We start from the raw sequence: 22,248 nt of genomic DNA, 5'->3' as shown, positions 1-22,248 counted from the left end.
GAGGCAAGACCCGACGCGACGCCCTCCGCCTCCTCAAACGAGCCATCATCCGCGAGCTCTACCCCGCCTTGACTCAATAGGAGCTTCGAAACCAACTGCCTGGGCATCACTGCTGGGCGAGGACGGGTCGAGACCTCAGTGGGCTGCCTCGTGCCACGAGCTGCCAGTGCCGACGGAGACGTCGAGCGGGACGGCCAGCTCGGCGGCTGATCCCATCTGCTCGCGGACCAGCGCCTCGAGGGCGTCGCGCTCGCCGGACGCGACCTCGAGCACGAGCTCGTCGTGGACCTGGAGCAGCATCCGCGAGCGCATCCCCGCGCTCTCCATGGCCGCGCGGGTGTTGAGCATGGCGACCTTGATCAGGTCGGCCGCGGAGCCCTGGATCGGCGCGTTCAGCGCCATCCGCTCGGCCATCTCGCGGCGCTGGCGGTTGTCGGAGGTGAGGTCGGGCAGGTAGCGACGGCGGCCCATGATCGTCTCGGTGAAGCCGGTACGGCGGGCCTCGTCGACGACCTCGGCGAGGTAGTCGCGAATGCCGCCGAAGGTCAGGAAGTAGTCGTCCATCAGGACCCGCGCCTCGCCCGGCTCGATGCCGAGCTGCTGGGACAGCCCGAACGCGGACAGGCCGTAGGCCAGGCCGTAGTTCATCGCCTTGATCTTGGCGCGCTGCTCGGAGGTGACCGCTACGTCGTCGGGAACGTCGAACACCCGGCGGGCGGTGATGGTGTGGAAGTCCTGGCCGGACTTGAACGCCTCGATCAGCACGGCGTCCTCGGAGAGGTGCGCCATGATCCGCATCTCGATCTGGCTGTAGTCGGCCGTCATCAACGAGTCCCAAGCGCCGGACCCGCTGCTTCCGACGGTGAACGCCTCACGGATCCGGCGCCCCTCCTCGGTGCGGACGGGGATGTTCTGCAGGTTCGGGTCGGTCGACGACAGGCGCCCGGTCGCCGCGATGGTCTGGTTGAAGGTCGTGTGGATCCGGCCATCGGGCTGGACGGTCTTGAGCAGGCCCTCGATGGTCTGGCGCAGCCGGATGACCTCCCGGTGGCGCAGCAGGTGCGCGAGGAACGGGTGCTCGGTCTTGACGTACAGCCCCTGCAGCGCGTCGGCGTCGGTGGTGTAGCCGGTCTTGGTGCGCTTGGTCTTGGGCATGCCGAGCTCGTCGAAGAGGACCACCTGCAGCTGCTTGGGCGAGCCGAGGTTGATCTCCTTCCCGATCACGGCGTACGCCGCCTCCGCCTCCGAGCGGACCAGCTCACCGAACTGCGACTCCAGCGCACCGAGGTGCTCGAGGTCGACGGCGATGCCGGTCTGCTCGAGCTCGGCGAGCAGGCCGAGCAGCGGCAGTTCGACGTCGCGCAGCAGCGAGGTGCCGCCGTGCTCCTCGACCGCGTCGTCCAGCGCCTCGGCGAGGTCGAGCACGGCCCGGGCGTGCAGCGCGGCGGCGCCGGCATCGGCGTCGTCGTCGCCGAAGAGCGAGGCCTGCTCGTCCTCCTGCTCGACCTTCAGCTCGCGCTTGAGGTAGCGCACGCTGAGGTCGGCCAGGTCGTAGGAGCGCTGGTCGGGTCGCACGAGGTAGGCCGCGAGCGCGGTGTCGCTGACCAGGCCGTCGAGCTTCCAGCCATGGGCCGCGAACGCCAGGATCGGGCCCTTGGCGTCGTGCAGCACCTTGGGCCTGGTCGCGTCGGCGAGCCAGCCGGCCAGGGCGGACTCGTCCTCGGGCGTGAGCGTCTCGGGCGTCAGGTAGGCGGCGCCGCCCTCGGCGAGCGCGAAGGCGATGCCGTCGACGCGGCCGGTGCCGCTGCCCCAGGCGCCCCTGACGTGCAGGCCCACCCGCTCGGTGCCGGCGGCCTCGAGCCACGGGCCGACCTCGCCGGCCCCGAGGACGGTGGTCTCGATGGTGAAGCCCTCACCCTCGACGACGTCCTCCTCGGACGTGAGCGTCTCGAAGAGCCGGTCGCGCAGGACCCGGAACTCCAGGGAGTCGAACAGCGTGTGCACCTCGTGGCGGTCCCACGGCTGCACGATCAGCTCGGCCGGCGACCTCTCCAGGTCGAGGTCGGTGACCAGGGCGTTGAGGCGGCGGTTGCGGATCACGTCGGCGAGGTGCTCGCGCAGCGACTCGCCCTTCTTGCCGGTGATCTTGTCGGCGTGGGTGATCACGTTGTCGAGGCCGTCGTACTGGTTGATCCACTTGGCCGCGAAGCCCGCACCGACGCCGGGCACACCGGGCAGGTTGTCGGAGACCTCTCCGACGATGGCGGCGAGCTCGGGGTAGCGCTGCGGCGGTACGCCGTACTTGGCCTCGACCGCCGCCGGCGTCATCCGCGCGAGGTCCGAGACGCCGCGCATCGGGTAGAGCACCGTCGAGCGGTCGGTCACCAGCTGCAGCGAGTCGCGGTCGCCGGTGAGGATCAGGACCTCCATGTCGGGGTCGTCCGCGAGCGCGCGCGTCACGAGGGTGGCGATGATGTCGTCGGCCTCGAAGCCCGGCACCTTGAGGAACGGGATCCGCAGCGCCGAGAGCACGTCCTCGATCAGCGGCAGCTGGGAGCTGAACTCACCGGGGGTCTTGTTGCGCTTGGCCTTGTACTCGGCGTACTCCTCGGACCGGAAGGTCTGCCGCGAGACGTCGAAGGCGACGCCGACGTGGGTCGGCTGCTCGTCGCGCAGCACGTTGATGAGCATCGAGGTGAAGCCGTAGACCGCATTGGTGTGCTGACCGGTCGACGTCGAGAAGTTCTCGACCGGCAGCGCGAAGAACGCGCGGTAGGCGAGCGAGTGACCATCGAGGAGCAGCAGCCGGGACACCCCGTGACCCTATCGACCGGCACGGACAGTACGTTGCAGAGCATGGCTGAAGCGAGCGACCTGGCGGCGTACATGACCGAGACGCGCGGAGCGCTGAACGAGAAGATGGGTGTCGAGATCATCGAGGCCTCTGCGGAGCGGGTCGTCGGCACCATGCCGGTCGACGGCAACACGCAGCCCTACGGCCTGCTGCACGGCGGCGCGTCCGTGGTCCTGGCCGAGACGCTCGGCTCGATCGGCTCGGCGCTGCACGCGGGCGAGGGCCGGATCGCCGTGGGTGTCGACATCAACGCCACCCACCACCGGTCGGCCACCTCCGGCACCGTCACCGGTACGGCGACCCCGGCCCACCTCGGACGCACGAGCGCGGTCTACGAGGTCGTGATCACCGACGAGCGCGGCAAGCGGGTCTGCACCTCGCGCATCACGTGCGCGCTGCTCGACCGCCCTGCGTGATCCGACGCTGGGAGCGGCGCGCGGCGAGGACCTTGTTGCGCCCGCCCAACCCCTGGGGTGAGATGCGCTGACGGACCGCGGCCGTCGAGGCGACCCGGATCGTGGCGGCCGGACCGAAGCCGAGGCGCGCGAGGAACCGGTTGGCGTCGCGCGAGGTCGACGGGACCGCGGCGGTGACGTGCAGGAGCCCGTTCTCCTCGGCGAAGGCCAGCGATGCCTCGACCAGCGCGTGGCCCACGCCGCGGTGGCGGCAGTCCGCCCGGACCCGCAGCTGCACCGTCTGCACGCACGGCTCGAGGTTGATCGGCGACGCGGTCGTCAGGCGGAGGTACACCGCTCCGGCGACCTTGCCGTCCTGCTCGACGACGACCAGGCGCTCCTCCGGCGAGACCGCCGCCTGCTTGATCACCAGCTCCAGGTCGGCCACCTGCTCGGACCGGTCGACGCGACGCAGGACGTCGCTCCACAGATCGGCCAGCGCCGGGGCGTCCTCACGGCGCGCATCCCGCGTCAGGAGCGGCGTACGGTTCATGGCTGCAGGTTACGCCCCCGGGCGGGAAGCCCGTCTAGAGTCGCCCCCATGCCCAAGCCCCGCCCGGCCGTTCTCGCCCTGGCCGCCGTCGCCGCGCTGACCGTCTCCTCCTGCTCCTCCCCCGGCCCCAGCGTCACCCGGACCGGTGCCCGCGTGATCAAGGCCGGCACCCTCACGGTGTGCACGGCGGTTCCGTTCGCACCCTTCGAGATGGCCGACTCCCACACGGCGAGCGGCTTCGCGGGCTTCGACATCGACATCGTCACCGAGATCGCCAAGCGGCTCGATCTCCACCTGGCGATCAAGAGCACCTCGTTCGACCCGTTGGCCGGCGGGGCGACCCTCGCCGCGGGCGACTGCGACATCGCCGCGTCGGCGATGTCGATCAACGCCCAGCGCAAGAAGCACCTCGCGTTCTCCGACGGCTACTACACCACCCAGCAGTCCCTCCTGGTCCCGAGCCGGAGCCCGATCACGAGCCTCAAGGACCTCGAGGGCAAGCGGGTCGGCGTGCAGGCCGGCACCACCGGCAAGGAGTACGCCGCGACGAACGCTCCTGACGCCATCGCGATCACCTACGCCAACGATGCCGACGCCTTCAGCGCGCTGCAGGCCGGGACCGTCGACGCGCTGCTGGAGGACCTGCCCACCAACCTGGTCCACGCCAAGGACGGCACGTACGCCGTGGTGCAGACCTACGACACCAACGAGGAGTACGGCATCGCTGCCAAGCCGGGCAACGACCAGCTCATCACCGACATCGACGGGGCGCTGCAGGACATGCACGAGGACGGCACGTACAACACGATCTACGACCGCTACTTCAAGGCCTCGTAGAGCGGACCGGCCGCTCTCAGGCCGATAACGGTTTGGTGACGACGGTCGCGCGACGCGTGACCCGGGAGTGCCGTAGCCCTAGCGTGCGAAGCATTCGGGACCCGTTCCAGGGCACCGGATCCAACTCACGAATTGAAGGGGTCCACCCACGTGAATCGTCAAACTCCTCCGACCTGGATCAAGGTCATGGCGGGCACGGCGTTGCTGAGCCTCTCGCTCACCGCCTGCGGCAGCAACAAGTCCAACGACGCGAAGGACAACAGCAGCGACGGCACGTCGTCCTCGGCTGCGGTCCCCTCGGGCGCGCTGACCAACGACAAGTGCAAGACCGGCGACAAGGACTCCCTGCGGGTCGGCGCCATCTTGCCGATCACCGGCTCGCTCGCCTTCCTGGAGCCCCCGGAGATCGCCGGCGTCGGTGCCGCCATCTCCGACGCGAACGCTGCGGGCGGCGTCAACGGCAAGAAGATCTGCTACGACCTGCAGGACTCCAGCGACTCCGACCACCTCGGCGTCTCCAGCAAGAGCGCCAAGACCCTCGTCGCCAACGGTGACCAGGTCGTCATCGGCGCCGCCTCGTCCAGCGTCTCGCTCAACGTCGTCGACTACTTCGACGCCCACAAGACGGTCGAGATCTCCGGCGCGAACACCTCGCCGAGCCTCTCGGGCGCCTCGCCGTTCTACTTCCGCACCGCCCCGCCGGACTCGGTCCAGGGCTCGGCGCTCGGCTCCCTGATCACCCAGGACGGCGCGTCGCGCGTCGCGTTCCTGGTCTTCGAGGACGACTACGGCACCGGCCTGCGCGACAACGTGCAGAAGACCATCGAGGCCGGCAACGCGCAGTGCACCTACGGCTGCAAGGGCGACGGCCAGGAGTTCGCCCCGTCCGAGACGAACTTCTCCTCGCAGGTCTCGGCCGCGCTGGCGACCAACCCCGACGCCGTCGTGGTCATCGCCTTCGACCAGACCAAGTCGATCCTGCCCGAGCTCAAGAAGCAGGGCTGGGACATGTCGAAGGTCTACATGACCGACGGCAACACCGCCGACTACAGCAAGGACTTCGACCCGGGCGTCCTCGAGGGCGCGCAGGGCACCATCCCCGGCGCCGACGCCAGCGCGGAGTTCAAGAAGCACGTCTCCGACTGGTACAAGATGGCCAACGGCAAGGGCCTGGACGACTACTCCTACGCCGCTGAGTCCTACGACGCCACGATGCTGGCCATCCTCGCCGCGGCCAAGGGCGGGGCCAACGACTCGGTGACCATCCAGAAGAACATGGCCTCGGTCTCCGGCGTCGGCGACGGCACGGTCTGCAAGACCGTGGCCGAGTGCCTGACCGCGCTCAAGTCGGGCGACATCCACTACACCGGTCCCTCGGCGATCGGTCCGTTCAACAAGGACAACGACCCGTCCTCGGCGTACATCGGTGTCTACAAGTACGACCACAACAACAAGGACGTCCTGACCACGACGGTCCAGGGCTCCGTCGGCTGACGCCACACCCGCAACGCCACGGCGGCCCCGGACCGAGAGGTCCGGGGCCGCAGTGCGTGAGGAGCAGGACTCCTCGCAGCAGCTCGGCTACGAGGCGTGGTCGTACGGGTCCACCAGGACCGGTGTCGCCGTGGTGACCTCGAGACGCTGGGGTGGCCCGGTCGCCGTGACAGTGCCCACGACGTCCTGCCATGCGCCGCCGCCCACGCGGTAGCGCGCCTGCCACGTCGTGCTCAGGCTCGGATGCACCACACCCTTGCGGAGGTACTCGTGGGTGTTGACCAGCCGCGGGTACTTCCCACCCGGCTGCGCGCTGACCAGGTCAGCACCGTCGCCGAAGCGGAAGTCGTACTCCTCGACGCTGATACGGAGCTGCACGCGCTGACCGAGCAAGGTCAGCGTCCGCGTGTACGCCGCTCCCCCGGTCGCGTAGAAGTTGGTCCTGAAGTTCACCAGGGTCCGGCCCTTCACCGGCTGGATGTGCAGCGCAGGCGTCGGTACGCCGATCCGCCGGAACGCGTTCGCCACCGCGGCGGCCGTCACGACCGTCTTGTGGCCCAGGCAGATCTGCTGTGTCGAACCGGACACGGTGCCGTAGACCGCGACCTGGTGGATGCGACACATGTCAGACCGACAGTTTGCGTCGCAAGGAACCCAACTGGTCAGCGTCACATCGGCTGGCGAACCTCCACTGGAACCGTGCGGTACCAGGACTGAATGATTCCCGCCGTTCGCCGCTGCGTCGAACGACTTGGGGCCTGGCTTGACATGCGGCTGACCGGCGGCCGGCCAGCAGAACGCAAGCACCAGGGCGACCGCAACGGCCGCACCCACGCCAGCCTTCATTGAAGGATTCGCCACTCGGTCACACGCCACGACGCATTCACCGCGTCGATCCGCATCGTGAATGAATGGTGCGTAACCGGCCAGACGCCATCCATCGAACCGGCACCCGACACCCGCTGCGCAGTCGTCATCATCCGAAGCGACAGGCCACTACCGTCCGGCGCGAATGCGAGCGCATGGAACCGGCTTGGAACGTGACGCCCGCCGGTCACCCGGCCACCGCGCCTGTACACCGCCTGTATCCACTTACGCCCCGCTTCGCATGCGGCACATTTGTGTTCGAGCGCCTTGAGCGGGTTGGTATCGCCGGTTGTGAGCGAGTAGTCGACGACAGTCCAGTAGTACTTCGCGAACTTGATGACACCGGCCTTGGTCCGGTCGTACGTCCCGACCGGCGGAGTGGGCGCCGCCGGAGCCGTCGACGTCGGAGTCGGCGTACTGGAGATCGACGACGGCGGGTCAACAGGGCCAGAGCCGCCACCGCATCCGGCAAGCGTGAGCGACAGCAGCAGGGTGAGCGCAGCGACCAAGGACTTCATGGAGCCTCCCGAGAATGAGGTACTCGGAACCTACGCCGGGAGGCGTGGTCGCGCCACCGGGCCGATGTCCGCCTGTGGACAACACCGTCCGGGAGGATCTGAGCCACCAGGTGCACCAGATCCTCCCCGCTGATCACCGACGGCCCAGACGCCGCGGCACGGAGTTCTAGGCCTTGCGCTCGGCGTCGACGTCGGCGGCGAGCGTGCCGAGGTAGAGCTCGATGACCTTCGGGTCCTTGGCCAGCTCCTGACCGGTGCCGGTGTAGGCGTCGCGGCCCTGGTCCAGGACGTAGCCGCGGTCACAGATCTGCAGGCAGCGCCGTGCGTTCTGCTCGACCATGACGACGCTGACGCCGGTCTGGTTGATCTGCTTGGTCCGGATGAAGGTCTCGTCCTGGCGCACCGGCGAGAGGCCCGCCGACGGCTCGTCGAGCAGGAGCACGTCCGGCTCCATCATCAGCGCCCGGGCCATCGCCAGCGACTGCCGCTCGCCACCGGACAGCGCGCCGGCCATCCGGGTGCGGCGCTCGTGGAGGTTGGGGAACAGGTCCCACATCGCCGTGAGCCGCTCCCGCGCCTTCTTGGGCCGCAGGTAGAGACCCATCAACAGGTTCTCCTCGATGTTCAGCGAGGGGAAGACGTTGTTGGTCTGCGGGACGAACCCGACCCCCATCTGCACCAGCTTGTTGGCTCGCAGGTTGGTGATGTCGCGATCGCCCAGCCGGACGGTGCCGGAGTGGACCTTGACCAGGCCGAACATGGCCTTGAGCAGCGTCGACTTGCCGGCGCCGTTGGGGCCGATGATGCCGACCATCTCGCCGGGGTAGGCGACCAGGCTGCACTGGCGGAGGATGTCGACCCCCGGGATGTAGCCGGCGACGACGTTGTCGACCTCGATCAGGGGCTGGGTGCTCATGCGTTCTCCTCCGCCGGCTCCGACGAGCTCTCGACCTCGGCCGCCTCGGCGGCGACCTCCTGCTCGATCTCCTCGTAGTCGAGGTCGGCCAGGTCGGTGTCGTGGTGGGCACCGAGGTAGGCGTCGACGACGGCGGGGTCCGACATCACGCTGTCGGCCGGCCCCTCGGCGACGATCCGCCCCTCGGCCATCACCACGACCCAGTCGGAGATGTGCCGGACGACGTGCATGTCGTGCTCGACGAACAGGACCGTCATGCCGTCGTCGCGCAGGGACTGGATGTGACCGAGCAGCGACTGTGTCAGCGCCGGGTTCACCCCGGCCATCGGCTCGTCGAGCATGATCATCCGCGGGTCGCCCATCAGCGCTCGCGCCATCTCGAGCAGCTTGCGCTGACCGCCCGAGAGGCTGCCGGCGTAGTCGTCGACCTTCGTGTCGAGCTTGAAGCGGGCGAGGAGCTCGTGGGCCTTGTCGTGGATCTCGGCCTCGCGCTTGCGCCACAGCGGCGGGAACAGCGAGGTGACGAGCCGCTCCCCCGGCTGGTCCTTGGCCCCGAGCAGCATGTTCTCCAGCACCGTCATCCGGGACAGCGCCTTGGTCAGCTGGAACGTACGCACCATCCCTGCCCGGGCGATCGAGGAGGCGGCCGTGCGACTCATCGCCTTGCCGTCGAAGCTCCAGGCCGCGCCCTTGCCCGCCGACGTCGGGGTGTCGAAGCCCGTCATCAGGTTGAAGAACGTGGTCTTACCGGCGCCGTTGGGGCCGATCAACGCGGTGATCACCCCGCGCTGGACCTCGAGGTGCTCGACGTCGACCGCGGTCACGCCACCGAACTGGCGGGTGATCTTGTCGACCGTGAGGATCGGGTCCGGCTTCTTGCCACCGGGAACGCGCTCTGCATCAAACATTGAACTGCAGCTCCCTCTTGTCGCCGGAGACGCCCTGTGGTCTGAAGATCACCAGCAGCATCAGCACGATGCCCATGACGACGTACGCCGTGGGCTCGGCCTGCTGGTCGTTGAGGATGTTGTCCGGCACGTAGTTCTTCACGATGCCCTCGATCAGCCACTGGCCCATGAAGTACAGGACCGGTCCGATGACCGGCCCGAGCAGCGTGGCGGCTCCACCGATGAGCAGCGCGGTGTAGCACAGGAAGGTCATCGGTCGTGCCTGGTCGTCGGCCTTGATCGCGCCCAGCGCGAGTGCGTAGACCATGCCGCCCAGGGCACCGAAGCAACCGCCGATGATGAGCGCCTGCAGCTTGACCAGGAAGACGTTCTTGCCGAGCGAGCGTACGGCGTCCTCGTCCTCCCGGATGCCCTTGAGCATCCGGCCCCAGGGGCTGCGGGTGAGCAGGTAGACGATCACGGTCGAGACCGCGACCAGGCACCAGGCGATGAACACGATCCACCAGCCGGTGGAGGAGACGATCCGGCCGCTGTCGCTCGAGTCGCCGGTCGACAGCTCGGTCAGCGGGAACATGAACAACGTGGCCAGCAGCAGCACCACGGCCTCGCCCACGAGCAGCAGCGCCTTCGCCCGGCCCGCACGCACCTTGCGCACGGTGAGCACGATGCCGGCGGCGATCAGCAGGATGACGAACCACCCGAACAGCTGGAAGGCCGTGCTGGTCGAGACGTCGGCGTAGTTGAACGACAGCAGGGTCCACGACTTGTAGTGCGGGAAGAAGGACAGCTTGAGGAACTCGGGGTCGTAGTTGTTGCTGCGGTAGCCGAGCGAGCCGCCGGTGAGGCTCTTGAACCGCTCGGAGTTGCCGAGGATCTTGATGACCTCGGCCGCCGCGATCGTCACGATGGCGAGATAGTCGCCTCTGAGCTTGAGGGCTGAGAAGCCCAGGATCAGCGCGAAGACGGTGGCCAGCCCGAAGCCCACCAGCATCGCCACCACGAACGGCAGCCCGTGGCCGATGGAGATGGCGAAGCCGTAGCCGCCGAGCAGCATGAAGCCGGCCTGGCCCATGTTCAGCAGGCCGGTGAATCCGAAGTGGACGTTGAGCCCGATGACGACGATGACGATCGCCGCCGTCTTGGCTCCGATGCCCTCACGGACAACATCGGTCAGGATCGAGTGCAGTACATCCATCGTGGTTCTCCTAACCGACCCGCTGGGCCTTGCCGAGGAGACCCTGCGGCCGGAACAGCAACATCAGGATCATGAGCAGCATCGCCGTGGCGTACTTGAGGTCGTCGGGTACGCCGAGCGTCGGCACCACCTGCGCGATCAGACCGATCGCCAGCGAGCCCACCAGCGCCCCGAAGGCGGTGCCGAGCCCACCGAGGGTGACCGCCGCGAACAGCAGCAGCAGGATCTGCGAGCCGGTGAGCGCGGTGATGCCGTTCTGGATGACCAGCGCGTAGAGGAAGCCGGACAGTCCCGCCAGGCCCATCGCGACGGTCCACACCAGGCGGATGACCTTGTCGGTGTCGATGCCGGAGGCCGAGGCGAGCGCCGGGTTGTCGGAGACCGCCCGGGTAGCCCGGCCGAGCCGGGTCTTCATCAACGCCAGCCCGATGCCGGCGATGATCGCCAGCGAGATCAGCACCGCCACCAGCGACTGCGAGGTCCAGGCGACCCTGCCCCCGAGGATGTAGTGCGCGGTCGGCGGCGACTTGGTGATCTGCTTGGTGTCGGTCGACATGAGCAGCTGGTAGAAGTACAGCAGCGCCAGCGAGAGGCCGATGCTGACGATCATCAGCTGGATCAGGCCCAGGCCGCGGCGCCGCAGGGGCTGCCAGACGAACCGGTCCTGGATCCAGCCGGTCGCGGCACAGATCAGGACCACCAGGATCCCGCCCGGCAGCAATGGCATCGGGTCCAACCCGAAGACACCGTTGTTGCACAGCAGCCACCCGAGCACACCGCCGAGCGTGACCTGCTCGCCGTGGGCGAAGTTCGACATGCCGGTGGTGCCGTAGATCAGGGAGACGCCCATCGAGGCCAGGGCGAGCAGCAGGCCGAAGACCAGACCGAGCCACACCCCCTGCATGATCGCGGCGCTCTTGTCCTGCTTGTGGGGGTCGTAGCCGTCGGCATTGATGCTGAAGGAGGCGGAGTTCGCCGAGATCGTGCCGAACTTGATGTGCACGGTGGCGTTGTTGTTCCCCTGGACGGCCATGCCGCTGGGCAACGTGCTGTCGTCGAGGGAGACGTGGAAGTCACCCTCCTCGGCGACGTTGAACATCCACTTGCCGTCGGCGTCGGTCTGGACGGTCTCGGTCTTGCCCGAGGGGGTGGTCAGCTCGACGGTGACGCCATCGATCGCCTTGCGCTGCTGCTTCCCCAGGCGAACGATGAGCGTTCCCTGGATGCAGGCGGAGGTCAGTGTCTGGCTGCAGACCGGCGGGTCGGCGGCGTACGACGGCGCTGGTGTGACGAGTGCCAGGAACGCACCGAGGATGGCGAGCAGCATCGCGCTCACCGTCACCTGTGCAGCCCTGGAGCGATGCGGCTCGCGACTGGTCAAGGAAGGCCCTCCTGCCTCTACTGCTCGGCAGTCTAGGGGTCGGCGTGTTTCGCGCCACACCCTCACGCGGCGTGGCCGCGATCAGCAGGCCATCCCTTATGAAGTCGTTACCCGAACGAGATCAGGTGCCGGGGACGCCGTGGTTGACGACGCCCTCGGCGACCTCGCGCATCGACATGCGCAGGTCCATGGCGGTCTTCTGGATCCAGCGGAACGCATCCGGCTCGCTGATCGCCAGCTGTTCCTGGAGGACGCTCTTGGCGCGGTCGACCGCCTTGCGGGTCTCCAGCCGGTCCTTGAGGTCCTCGACCTCGGCCTCGAGCTGGGCGATCTCGGCGTACCTGCTCACCGCCATCTCGATCGCCGGCACCAGGTCGGTCTGGCTGAACGGCTTGACGATGTAGGACATCGCGCCGGCCTCGCGCGCCCGCTCGACCAGGTCGCGCTGGGAGAAGGCGGTGAGCATGACGACCGGGGCGATCCGGCGCCCAGCGATCGACTCGGCGGCGGCGATGCCGTCCAGGACGGGCATCTTCACGTCCAGGATCACGAGGTCGGGGCGGAGCTGCTCGGCGAGCTCGATCGCCTTCTGGCCGTCTCCGGCCTGTCCGACGACGGAGTAGCCCTCCTCCTCGAGCATCTCGGCCAGATCCATCCGGATCAGCGTCTCGTCCTCCGCGATGACCACGGTGCGGGGCGTCGGCGTCTCGGTCACGGGGCAAGGCTATCGGGCGGACGCCGCTGCACGTCAGGCGTCGCCGAGACGGTAGGTTTTGAGGGCTGGAGCCCCGGTAGTCCAACGGCAGAGACCATGTGCTCAAACCACATCCAGTGTGGGTTCGAATCCCACCCGGGGCACCAAATCATCCGATCACCGATGTCGGTGCCGGGTGTGACGATCAGTCGGTGCACGGTCAGGACACTCGGGACCACGCGGCCGCGCTGCGTGCCGCGGGCTCGTCGTGGCGCGCGATCAGCCGCGAGCTGGGTGTTCCGGTGTCGACGCTGCTCAAGTGGCACCGCCGACCAGACGCCCTCCGCTTGCGCATGGCCGATTGCCCGACATGCGGAGACGAGCAGCTGGATACCGCGGCGTACTCAGCCCTGCTCGGCTTCTACCTCGGCGATGGGCACATCTCGAGGAACCACCGCTTCTACTGTCTGCGCATCACCTGCGACGCGACCCAGTCGCGGGTCATCGACGACGTGACCGAATGCGTCCGGGCGATGCGCCCGCACGCGAAGGTCTTCCACGCCAGGAAGCCTGGCGCGATCGACGTGACCTCGAACTGGCAGCACTGGCCCTGCCTCTTCCCGCAGCACGGCCCGGGCCGCAAGCACGAACGGCTGATCGCACTCGAGAACTGGCAGCGCTCCATCGTCGAGCAGCACCCGGAACCGTTCCTGCGCGGGCTGTTCCACTCCGACGGCTGCCGCGTCATGAACTCCACGACCAAGTTGATCGGAGGCGAGCCGAAGACGTACTGGTATCCGCGCTGGCAGTTCGTCAATGCATCTGCTGACATTCGCGAGCTGTGCTGCTGGGCGCTCGACCTTGTCGGCGTGGCGTGGCGACAGTCCAATCCGCGCGTGATCAGCGTGAGCCGACGCGAGGCCGTCGCGCTGCTCGACGGGCTGATCGGTTCGAAGACCTAGCTGCGGCGCTTGTACGCCGGCGCGAGCTCGTTGATCGCGTCGCCCATGCGGTGGATGCGCAGGGCATTGGTCGAGCCGGGGATGCCGGGCGGGGAGCCCGCGACGATGACGACGAGGTCGCCCTCCTGGACGCGGCCGATGCGCAGCAGCTCCTCGTCGACCTGGCGGACCATCTCGTCGGTGTGCTCGACCATCTGGGTCTTGAAGGCCTCGACGCCCCAGGTGAGGGCCAGCTGCGAGCAGACCTTGTCGAGCGGGGTGAACGCCAGCACCGGGATGCCGCTGCGCAGTCGGGAGAGGCGCTTGGCGGAGTCGCCGGACTGGGTGAAGGCAACGATGAGCTGCGCCTCGACACGCTGGGCGACCTCCTCGGCCGCCTTGGTGATGATGCCGCCGCGGCTCTTGGGCTGCCAGCTGATCCGCCCGAAGCGGCTGAAGTTGCGATCGACGAGCGCGTGCTCCTCGGTGGCCTCGATGATCCGGGCCATCGTCTCGACCGTGACGATGGGGTACTCCCCCACGCCCGTCTCGCCGGAGAGCATCACGGCGTCGGCACCGTCGAGCACGGCGTTGGCCACGTCGCTGGCCTCCGCGCGGGTGGGCGCCGGGCTGGCGATCATCGACTCGAGCATCTGGGTGGCGACGATGACGGGCTTGGCGTTGCGGCGTGCGGCGACGATGACCTTCTTCTGCAGGAAGGGCACCTCCTCCAGCGGCATCTCCACGCCGAGGTCGCCACGCGCGACCATGAAGCCGTCGAAGGCACGGACGATCTCGTCGAGGTTGTCGATCGCCTGCGGCTTCTCGATCTTGGCGATGACGGGGACGAAGACGCCCTCCTCGCGCATGATCGCGCGCACGTCCTCGGCGTCGGCGGCGCTGCGCACGAAGGACAGGGCGACGAAGTCGACGCCGAGACGGAGCGCGAAGCGCAGGTCGTCGGTGTCCTTCTCGGAGAGCGCCGGCACGGAGACCGCGACGCCGGGCAGGTTGATGCCCTTGTTGTTGCTGACCTTGCCGGCCACCTCGACCTCGGTGACCACGTCGGTGTCGGAGACCTCGAGCACCCGCAGGCGGACCTTGCCGTCGTCGATCAGGATCGGGTCACCGGGGCGGACGTCACCGGGCAGGCCCTTGTACGTCGTACCGCTGATCTCGGCGTTGCCGTCGACATCGCGGGTGGTGATCGTCCAGCGCTGACCCTGCGTCAGCTGGGCCGGTCCTCCGGAGAACCGCTCGAGGCGGATCTTCGGTCCCTGGAGGTCGGCGAAGATGCCGACCGCCTTGCGGGCGAGAGCGGCCGCGTCGCGCACGCGCTGGTAAACCTCGGCGTGCTGCTCGTGGCTGCCGTGGCTCATGTTCAGCCGTGCGACGTTCATGCCGGCGGCGACCAGCTCGCGGATCTTCTCCTCCGAGCTGGTTGCCGGGCCGATGGTGCACACGATCTTCGCTCGTCTCACGTCTGTGAGCCTAGTGGTGTGGGGCACGGCGCGGGCAGCCGGCGGCGTACTGGCGGGTAACGGTCTCCGCGTGCCCCGAAAGCACGAGGACCCAGCCGTGAACGGCTGGGTCCTCGTGGTGATCGCTGCGTGGCTCAGACCATCAACGGACGGGCCGTCGGCGGGATCGGAGCGGGCAGGTTGGTCGAACCGGTGAGGTACTTGTCCACCGCGGCGGCGGCGGAGCGGCCCTCGGCGATCGCCCAGACGATGAGCGACTGACCACGGCCGGCGTCACCGGCGACGAAGACACCCTCGACCGAGGTCGCGTAGTCCTTGTCGCGCTTGATGTTTCCGCGCTCGTCCAGCTCGACGGCGAGCTGCTCGACCAGACCGGCCTTCTCCGGGCCGACGAAGCCCATCGCGAAGAGGACCAGCTCGGCGGGGATCTCCCGCTCGGTGCCCTCGACGGGCTTGAAGTCGGGACCGGCCTCGGTGACCTTGAGCGCGCGGACGTTGCCGGCCTCGTCGCCGAGGAACTCGACGGTCGAGGTGGCGTACACGCGCTCGCCACCCTCCTCGTGGGCCGAAGAGACGCGGTAGATCATCGGGTACGTCGGCCACGGCTGGCCGGCCGGGCGGTTCGCCGCCTGGCCGTCGGAGTCGGCCGGGCGCGGCATGATCTCGAGCTGGGTGATCGACGCGGCGCCCTGGCGGATCGAGGTGCCGAGGCAGTCGGCGCCCGTGTCACCGCCACCGATGATGACGACGTTCTTGCCGTCGGCACGGATCTGACCCTCGACGGTCTCGCCACGGGCGACCCGGTTGGCCTGCGGGAGGAACTCCATCGCCTGGTGGATGCCACCGAGCTCCCGGCCGGGGACCGGCAGGTCGCGGGCGACCGTCGAGCCCATGGCCAGCACGACGGCGTCGTACCGGTCACGCAGCGCGTCGGCGGTCAGGTTGCCCTGGCCGACCTCGACGCCGGTGCGGAAGACCGTGCCCTCGCGCCTCATCTGCTGGAGGCGACGGTCGACCTGCGACTTCTCCATCTTGAACTCGGGGATGCCGTAGCGCAGCAGGCCACCGGGCTGGTCGGCCCGCTCGTAGACGGCCACGGTGTGACCGGCACGGGTGAGCTGCTGGGCGGCGGCCAGACCGGCCGGACCGGAGCCGATGACGGCGACGGTCTTGCCCGACTGCCACTCGGCCTCCTCGGGCCGGACGAAGCCCGACTCCCAGGCCTTGTCGATGATCGAGACCTCGATGTTCTTGATCGTCACCGGGTCCTGGTTGATGCCCAGGACGCAGGCGGTCTCGCACGGGGCAGGGCAGAGGCGACCGGTGAACTCCGGGAAGTTGTTGGTCGCGTGCAGCCGCTCGATGGCGGCCTCCCAGTCGTTGCGCCAGACCAGGTCGTTCCACTCGGGAATGATGTTGCCCAGCGGGCAGCCCTGGTGGCAGAACGGGATGCCGCAGTCCATGCAACGGCTCGCCTGCGTGGTGATGATCGGCAGCAGCGTGCGGCCGATCCCACCGTCGGGGTAGACCTCGTTCCAGTCCGCCACCCGCTCGTCGACGGGACGACGGGTCGCGACCTGGCGGCCCTCCTTGAGGAAGCCCTTCGGGTCAGCCATGGAGCACCTCCATAATCCGGTTGGCGATCGCGTCCTCGTCCAGACCCTCGGCCTCGGCAGCAGCCTTGGCCTCGAGCACGAGGCGGTAGTCGCGGGGCATGACTTCGGTGAAGCGGGTGAGCGCCGCGTCCCAGTCGGCCAGCAGCTCGCCGGCGACCTCGGACTCGGTCTCCTCGAAGTGCTGGGTGACCAGGGCCTTGAGCTCATCGATGTGCTCGGGGGCGACCGGACGCAGCTCGACGAGCTCCTTGTTCGCGCGGAACTCCTTGAAGTCCAGCACCCAGGCGATGCCACCGGACATGCCGGCCGCGAAGTTGCGGCCCGTCTTGCCCAGGACGACCACACGACCACCGGTCATGTACTCGCAGCCGTGGTCGCCCACGCCCTCGGTGACGACCGAGGCACCCGAGTTGCGCACGCAGCACCGCTCGCCCACGCCGCCACGGATGAACAACGCACCCGAGGTCGCGCCGTAGCCGATGGTGTTGCCGGCGATGATGTTCTCGTTCGCCTTGAACGTCGAGGCACGGTCGGGACGGATCGCGATGCGACCGCCCGAGAGGCCCTTGCCGACGTAGTCGTTGGCGTCACCCTCGATGCGCAGCGTGATGCCCTGCGGCAGGAACGCACCGAAGGAGTTGCCGGCCGAGCCGTTGAAGGTGATGTCGATCGTGCCGTCGGGGAGACCGGCGCCGCCGTACTTCTTGGTGACCTCGTGACCGAGGATCGTGCCGACGGTGCGGTTGACGTTGCGGATCGGGAGCTGGGCGCGCAAGGGCTCGCCGTTCTCGATCGCGGCCTGCGCCAGCGGGACCAGCTGGGTCATGTCGAGCGACTTCTCCAGCCCGTGGTCCTGGACACCGGTGTTGCGGATGTCCTGGTCGGGGAAGTGCGTCTGCGCGACGTCGACCTTGTGCAGGATCGGCGCCAGGTCGAGCCCGGCGGCCTTCCAGTGGCTGATCGCGTCGAGCGTGTCGAGCGCCTCGACCTGGCCGACGGCCTCCTCGATGGAGCGGAAGCCCAGCTCGGCGAGGATCTCGCGGACCTCCTCGGCGATGAACTCGAAGAAGTTCACCACGAACTCCGGCTTGCCGTTGAAGCGCTCACGCAGGACCGGGTTCTGTGTGGCGACGCCCACGGGGCAGGTGTCGAGGTGGCACACGCGCATCAGGATGCAGCCGGACACGACCAGCGGAGCGGTCGCGAAGCCGAACTCCTCGGCGCCCAGCAGGGCGGCGATGACGACGTCACGACCGGTCTTGAGCTGGCCGTCGGTCTGGACGACGATCCGGTCGCGCAGGCCGTTGAGCAGCAGGGTCTGCTGGGTCTCGGCGAGACCGAGCTCCCAGGGTCCACCGGCGTGCTTGAGCGAGGTGAGCGGCGAGGCACCGGTTCCACCGTCGTGGCCGGAGACCAGGACGACGTCCGCGTGGGCCTTGGAGACACCCGCGGCGACCGTGCCGACACCGACCTCGGAGACCAGCTTGACGTGGACCCGAGCCGCCGGGTTGGCGTTCTTCAGGTCGTGGATCAGCTGGGCGAGGTCCTCGATCGAGTAGATGTCGTGGTGCGGCGGCGGGGAGATGAGGCCCACGCCCGGCGTGCTGTGCCGGGTCTTGGCGACCCAGGGGTACACCTTGTTGCCGGGCAGCTGGCCGCCCTCGCCGGGCTTGGCGCCCTGCGCCATCTTGATCTGGATGTCGTCGGCGTTGGTGAGGTACTCCGAGGTGACGCCGAAGCGACCCGAGGCGACCTGCTTGATCGACGAACGACGCTCCGGGTCGTAGAGGCGGTCCGGGTCCTCGCCGCCCTCACCGGTGTTGGACTTGGCGCCCAGCCGGTTCATGGCGATCGCGAGGTTCTCGTGCGCCTCCTTGGAGATGGAGCCGTAGGACATCGCGCCGGTGCTGAAGCGCTTGACGATCGACTCGACCGACTCGACCTCGGAGATGTCGATCGGGGTGCGGCCGAGCGCAGCGGCGTCCTTGAACTTGAACAGGCCGCGCAGCGTCATCAGCCGCTCGGACTGCTCGTCGACCAGGGAGGTGTACTGCTTGAAGATGTCGTAGCGACCGGTGCGGGTGGAGTGCTGGAGGCGGAAGACCGTCTCCGGGTTGAACAGGTGCGGCTCACCCTCACGACGCCACTGGTACTCGCCACCGATCTCGAGCTCGCGGTGCGAGGGAGCGATGCCGGCCGGCGGGTACGCCTTCGCGTGACGCGCGGCGACCTCCTGGGCGATCTGGTCCAGCGACATGCCGCCGAGCTTGGAGGTGGTGCCGGTGAAGTACTTGTCCACGACCTCCTGGGACAGGCCCAGGCACTCGAAGATCTGCGCACCGGTGTACGACGCCACCGTGCTCACGCCGATCTTGGACATCACCTTCATGACGCCCTTGCCGAGCGCCTTGATCAGGTTCTTGACCGCGACGTCGGCCTCGGCCTTGACGAAGTAGCCCTCGCGAGCGAGGTCCTCGACGGACTCCATGGCGAGGTACGGGTTGACCGCGGCAGCGCCGTAGCCGACCAGCAGGGCCACGTGGTGGACCTCGCGGACGTCGCCGGCCTCGACCAGCAGGCCCACCTGGGTGCGGGTCTTCTCGCGGACCAGGTGGTGGTGGACCGCGGCGGTGAGCAGCAGCGACGGGATCGGCGCGAGCTCGGCGGTCGAGTGGCGGTCGGAGAGCACGATGATGCGCGCACCGTCGGCGATCGCGGCCGAGACCTCGGCACAGATCTCGTCGATGCGGGCCGCCATCGCGGTGCCGCCACCCTCGACGTCGTACAGACCACGCGAGACGTGGGTGACGAAGCCGGGCATGTCGCCCTCGCGGTTGATGTGGCGGATCTTGGCCAGGTCGTCGTTGGAGATGACCGGGAACGGCAGCACCACCTGGCGGCACGACGCGGGCGTCGGCTCGAGCAGGTTGGACTCCGGGCCGATCGAGCCGTACAGCGAGGTGACGAGCTCCTCGCGGATGGCGTCCAGCGGCGGGTTGGTGACCTGGGCGAACAGCTGCGCGAAGTAGTCGAACAGCAGGCGCGGCTTGTCGCTCAGCGCGGCGATCGGCGAGTCGGTGCCCATCGAGCCGAGCGCCTCACCACCGGTGTTCGCCATCGGCGACAGGATGACCCGCAGCTCCTCCTCGGTGTAGCCGAAGATCTGCTGGCGGCGGGTGACCGAGGCGTGCGTGTGCACGATGTGCTCGCGCTCGGGGATGTCGTCGAGGTGGACCATCCCGGCGTGCAGCCACTCGCCGTAGGGGTGCTCGGCGGCGAGGGTGGACTTGATCTCCTCGTCCTCGACGATCCGGTGCTCGACGGTGTCGACCAGGAACATCTTGCCCGGCTGCAGGCGGCCCTTGCGGACGACCTTCTCGGGGGCGATGTCGTCGAGCACGCCGGCCTCGGAGGCCATCACGACCAGGCCGTCGTCGGTGACCCAGAAGCGCGAGGGGCGCAGGCCGTTGCGGTCGAGGACCGCGCCGATCTGGGTGCCGTCGGTGAAGACGACCGACGCGGGGCCGTCCCACGGCTCCATCATCGAGGAGTGGAAGGCGTAGAAGTCGCGCTTGGCCTGATCCATCTCGGTGTGGTTCTCCCACGCCTCCGGGATCATCATCAGGACCGAGTGCGGGAGGCTGCGGCCACCCAGGTGGAGCAGCTCGAGGACCTCGTCGAAGGACGCGGAGTCCGAGGCGCCCGGGGTGCAGATCGGGAAGAGCCGCTCGAGGTCGCCGGGGATGTTCTCCGACGCCAGCAGGGCCTCACGGGCCCGCATCCAGTTGCGGTTGCCCATGACGGTGTTGATCTCACCGTTGTGCGCGATGAAGCGGAACGGGTGCGCCAGCGGCCAGCTCGGGAACGTGTTCGTCGAGAAGCGCGAGTGCACCACACCGATGGCCGAGGCCATCCGCTCGTCGCGCAGGTCGGGGAAGAACTCGTCGAGCTGCTCGGTGGTGAGCATGCCCTTGTAGCCCAGCGTGCGGCTGGACAGCGACGGGAAGTAGACGTCCGTCTCGCGCTCGGCCCGCTTGCGCAGGCAGAAGGCGAGGCGCTCGAGCTCCATGCCCTGCTTGCCCTCGGCAGCCACGAACAGCTGCACGAAGGCCGGCATGACGTCGCGCGCCATGACGCCGAGGATCTCGGGGTTGACCGGGACCTCGCGCCAGCCGAGGACCGTGAGGCCCTCCTCGGCGGCGATGCCCTCGATCTGCTCGCGGGTCTTGGCGACCTGCGCGTCGTCGCCGGGCAGGAAGGCCGTGCCCACGGCGTAGGAGCCGGCGGCCGGGAGCTCGAAGCCCTCGTCGGCAGCGACGGCTCGGAGGAACGTGTCCGGAACCTGGAGCAGGATGCCCGCGCCGTCACCCGAGTTGGGCTCGGCGCCAGCGGCACCTCGGTGGTCGAGGTTGCGCAGGGCGGTCAGGGCCTTGGCCACGATGTCGTGGCTGGCTTCTCCGGTCAGGGTCGCGACGAAGGCGACGCCACAGGCGTCCTTCTCGTGACGCGGGTCGTAAAGACCCTCCGGCGGTGGGAACGAGTGCTGGTAGGGCACCAGAGTTCTCCCGTCGACTACGTCTCCCGCCTGGATCCGGCGCGATTGGACGTCGGAGGTGGGAGAAGGTGGGGCGCTAGGGACAACACTGGCCCACGCGGCGGAAGCGTCAGATTACCACCGCGCCGGCGTACGACGCGCTTCGCTATTCGCCAGCGGGCGTGAGGTACACCTCGGTCTGTGGCCCCGGATGCCGCTTGCGGGACCTCCAGAGGAAGGCCGCCCCGCCCAGGAAGCACACGATCGAGACCCAGTCGTTGAACCGCAGTCCGAGAACATCGTTCAGCTGGACGTTGTCCACCCGCAGATATTCGATCCAGAAGCGGCCGACGGTGTAGATCATCACGTACGCCGCCATGGTGCGACCCCAGCCGAGACGGAGCTTGCGCTCCAGCCAGATGAGCAGGGCGAAGCCCGCCAGGTTCCACAGGCACTCGTAGAGGAAGGTCGGGTGGAACAGCACGTCCTGGGGGTAGGGCCCGCCGTTGGCGGCGTAGCAGCTCGCGCCCTCGGTCGGCAGCCCGTTCACCCGGCACTGCAGGTGGTCGGTGTCGATCTCCAGGCCCCAGGGCAGCTTGGTCGGGCGGCCGTACAGCTCCTGGTTGAACCAGTTGCCCCAGCGTCCCAGCGCCTGGGCGACCAGGAGCGCGGGCGCGACCGCGTCGGCCATGGCCGAGAAGCGGATCCCCTTGTGGCGGCAGCCGATCCAGGCGCCGAGGGCGCCGAGGAGGACCGCGCCCCAGATGCCGAGCCCGCCGCGCCAGATGTAGAGGGCGGTGACCGGGTTGTGGCCGTGGCCGAAGTACTTCTCCCAGTCGGTGCACACGTGGTAGAGCCGGCCGCCGACCAGACCGAACGGGACCGCCCAGATGGCGATGTCCTGGACCTCGCCGTACGTGCCGCCGCGTGCCTTCCACCGCCGCTCGGCGATCCAGATCGCGGCGACGATGCCCGCGATGATGCTGAGCGCGTAGCCCCGGATCGGGAAGAACCCGAGGTGCCACACGCCCTGTGACGGGCTCGGGATGGAGAGCAGGTCCACG

The 22,248-nt window shown here is 68.6% G+C and carries 17 protein-coding genes and 1 tRNA gene; 5 read left to right on the top strand and 13 right to left on the bottom strand.

Going from position 1 to position 22,248, the window contains the following annotated elements; translation table 11 throughout:
- Positions 1-135: 135 nt before the first annotated feature.
- Complete coding sequence (gene polA / locus ACYVJ3_RS14855; protein ID WP_460853833.1) at positions 136-2,814, bottom strand: DNA polymerase I; 2,679 nt, start codon at positions 2,812-2,814, stop codon at positions 136-138.
- A gap of 42 nt (positions 2,815-2,856) precedes the next feature.
- Between polA and ACYVJ3_RS14850 the strand changes: the two genes are divergently transcribed.
- Positions 2,857-3,270, top strand: coding sequence for a hotdog fold thioesterase (locus tag ACYVJ3_RS14850; RefSeq protein ID WP_460853832.1), 414 nt, complete (start codon positions 2,857-2,859; stop codon positions 3,268-3,270).
- Here the strand turns inward: ACYVJ3_RS14850 and ACYVJ3_RS14845 are convergent.
- Entirely contained in the window at positions 3,239-3,802 is a 564-nt protein-coding gene (locus ACYVJ3_RS14845; RefSeq protein ID WP_460853831.1) for a GNAT family N-acetyltransferase, read from the bottom strand. The genes ACYVJ3_RS14850 and ACYVJ3_RS14845 overlap by 32 nt on opposite strands.
- Positions 3,803-3,850: 48 nt before the next feature.
- Between ACYVJ3_RS14845 and ACYVJ3_RS14840 the strand changes: the two genes are divergently transcribed.
- Positions 3,851-4,639 carry an ABC transporter substrate-binding protein gene (locus tag ACYVJ3_RS14840; RefSeq protein ID WP_460853830.1) on the top strand — a complete coding sequence of 263 codons (789 nt, stop codon included), beginning with the start codon at positions 3,851-3,853 and terminating at the stop codon, positions 4,637-4,639.
- 150 nt (positions 4,640-4,789) lie between these two features.
- A complete protein-coding gene (locus ACYVJ3_RS14835) occupies positions 4,790-6,133 on the top strand; it encodes an ABC transporter substrate-binding protein (RefSeq protein WP_460853829.1) in 1,344 nt (447 codons plus the stop codon).
- An 87-nt stretch (positions 6,134-6,220) separates the two neighbouring features.
- Here the strand turns inward: ACYVJ3_RS14835 and ACYVJ3_RS14830 are convergent, their stop codons facing one another.
- The 7 genes from ACYVJ3_RS14830 to ACYVJ3_RS14800 all read right to left on the bottom strand — a co-directional run bounded on the left by ACYVJ3_RS14830 (position 6,221) and on the right by ACYVJ3_RS14800 (position 12,633).
- Positions 6,221-6,757: a hypothetical protein gene (locus tag ACYVJ3_RS14830; protein WP_460853827.1), complete on the bottom strand. Its 537-nt coding sequence runs from the start codon at positions 6,755-6,757 to the stop codon at positions 6,221-6,223.
- Positions 6,758-6,975: 218 nt separating this feature from the next.
- Positions 6,976-7,518: a DUF6318 family protein gene (locus ACYVJ3_RS14825; protein WP_460853826.1), complete on the bottom strand. Its 543-nt coding sequence runs from the start codon at positions 7,516-7,518 to the stop codon at positions 6,976-6,978.
- Between the two features lie 166 nt (positions 7,519-7,684).
- On the bottom strand, positions 7,685-8,434 hold the full coding sequence (locus ACYVJ3_RS14820) for an ABC transporter ATP-binding protein (protein WP_460853825.1): 750 nt from the start codon (positions 8,432-8,434) through the stop codon (positions 7,685-7,687).
- A complete protein-coding gene (locus tag ACYVJ3_RS14815) occupies positions 8,431-9,342 on the bottom strand; it encodes an ABC transporter ATP-binding protein (protein ID WP_460853824.1) in 912 nt (303 codons plus the stop codon). Before ACYVJ3_RS14815 ends, ACYVJ3_RS14820 begins: the two co-directional genes overlap by 4 nt.
- Positions 9,335-10,537, bottom strand: coding sequence for a branched-chain amino acid ABC transporter permease (locus ACYVJ3_RS14810; protein WP_460853823.1), 1,203 nt, complete (start codon positions 10,535-10,537; stop codon positions 9,335-9,337). Before ACYVJ3_RS14810 ends, ACYVJ3_RS14815 begins: the two co-directional genes overlap by 8 nt.
- A 10-nt stretch (positions 10,538-10,547) precedes the next feature.
- Positions 10,548-11,879 (bottom strand): branched-chain amino acid ABC transporter permease, encoded by a 1,332-nt coding sequence (locus ACYVJ3_RS14805; RefSeq protein ID WP_460853822.1) that lies wholly within the window; start codon positions 11,877-11,879, stop codon positions 10,548-10,550.
- 160 nt (positions 11,880-12,039) lie between these two features.
- Positions 12,040-12,633 (bottom strand): ANTAR domain-containing response regulator, encoded by a 594-nt coding sequence (locus ACYVJ3_RS14800; RefSeq protein WP_460853821.1) that lies wholly within the window; start codon positions 12,631-12,633, stop codon positions 12,040-12,042.
- A 70-nt stretch (positions 12,634-12,703) separates the two neighbouring features.
- On the opposite strand from ACYVJ3_RS14800, the gene ACYVJ3_RS14795 reads away from it, so the two are divergent.
- Positions 12,704-12,779, top strand: a tRNA-Leu gene (locus ACYVJ3_RS14795).
- 45 nt (positions 12,780-12,824) lie between these two features.
- Entirely contained in the window at positions 12,825-13,574 is a 750-nt protein-coding gene (locus tag ACYVJ3_RS14790) for a helix-turn-helix domain-containing protein (RefSeq protein ID WP_460853820.1), read from the top strand.
- Here ACYVJ3_RS14790 and pyk read toward each other — a convergent pair.
- The 4 genes from pyk to lgt all read right to left on the bottom strand — a co-directional run bounded on the left by pyk (position 13,571) and on the right by lgt (position 22,247).
- Positions 13,571-15,034: a pyruvate kinase gene (pyk, locus tag ACYVJ3_RS14785; RefSeq protein ID WP_460853819.1), complete on the bottom strand. Its 1,464-nt coding sequence runs from the start codon at positions 15,032-15,034 to the stop codon at positions 13,571-13,573. The genes ACYVJ3_RS14790 and pyk overlap by 4 nt on opposite strands.
- 134 nt (positions 15,035-15,168) lie before the next feature.
- Positions 15,169-16,650: a glutamate synthase subunit beta gene (locus ACYVJ3_RS14780; RefSeq protein ID WP_460853818.1), complete on the bottom strand. Its 1,482-nt coding sequence runs from the start codon at positions 16,648-16,650 to the stop codon at positions 15,169-15,171.
- Positions 16,643-21,205, bottom strand: coding sequence for a glutamate synthase large subunit (gene gltB, locus ACYVJ3_RS14775; protein WP_460853817.1), 4,563 nt, complete (start codon positions 21,203-21,205; stop codon positions 16,643-16,645). The genes ACYVJ3_RS14780 and gltB overlap by 8 nt, the downstream gene beginning before the upstream one ends.
- Before the next feature lie 145 nt (positions 21,206-21,350).
- A complete protein-coding gene (lgt, locus tag ACYVJ3_RS14770) occupies positions 21,351-22,247 on the bottom strand; it encodes a prolipoprotein diacylglyceryl transferase (RefSeq protein WP_460853815.1) in 897 nt (298 codons plus the stop codon).
- Between the last annotated feature and the right edge of the window lies 1 nt (position 22,248).

This window comes from Nocardioides montaniterrae (assembly GCF_054782655.1).
The sequence above is the reverse complement of the archived record's forward strand: the minus strand, read 5'-3'. Positions and strand labels throughout refer to the sequence as shown.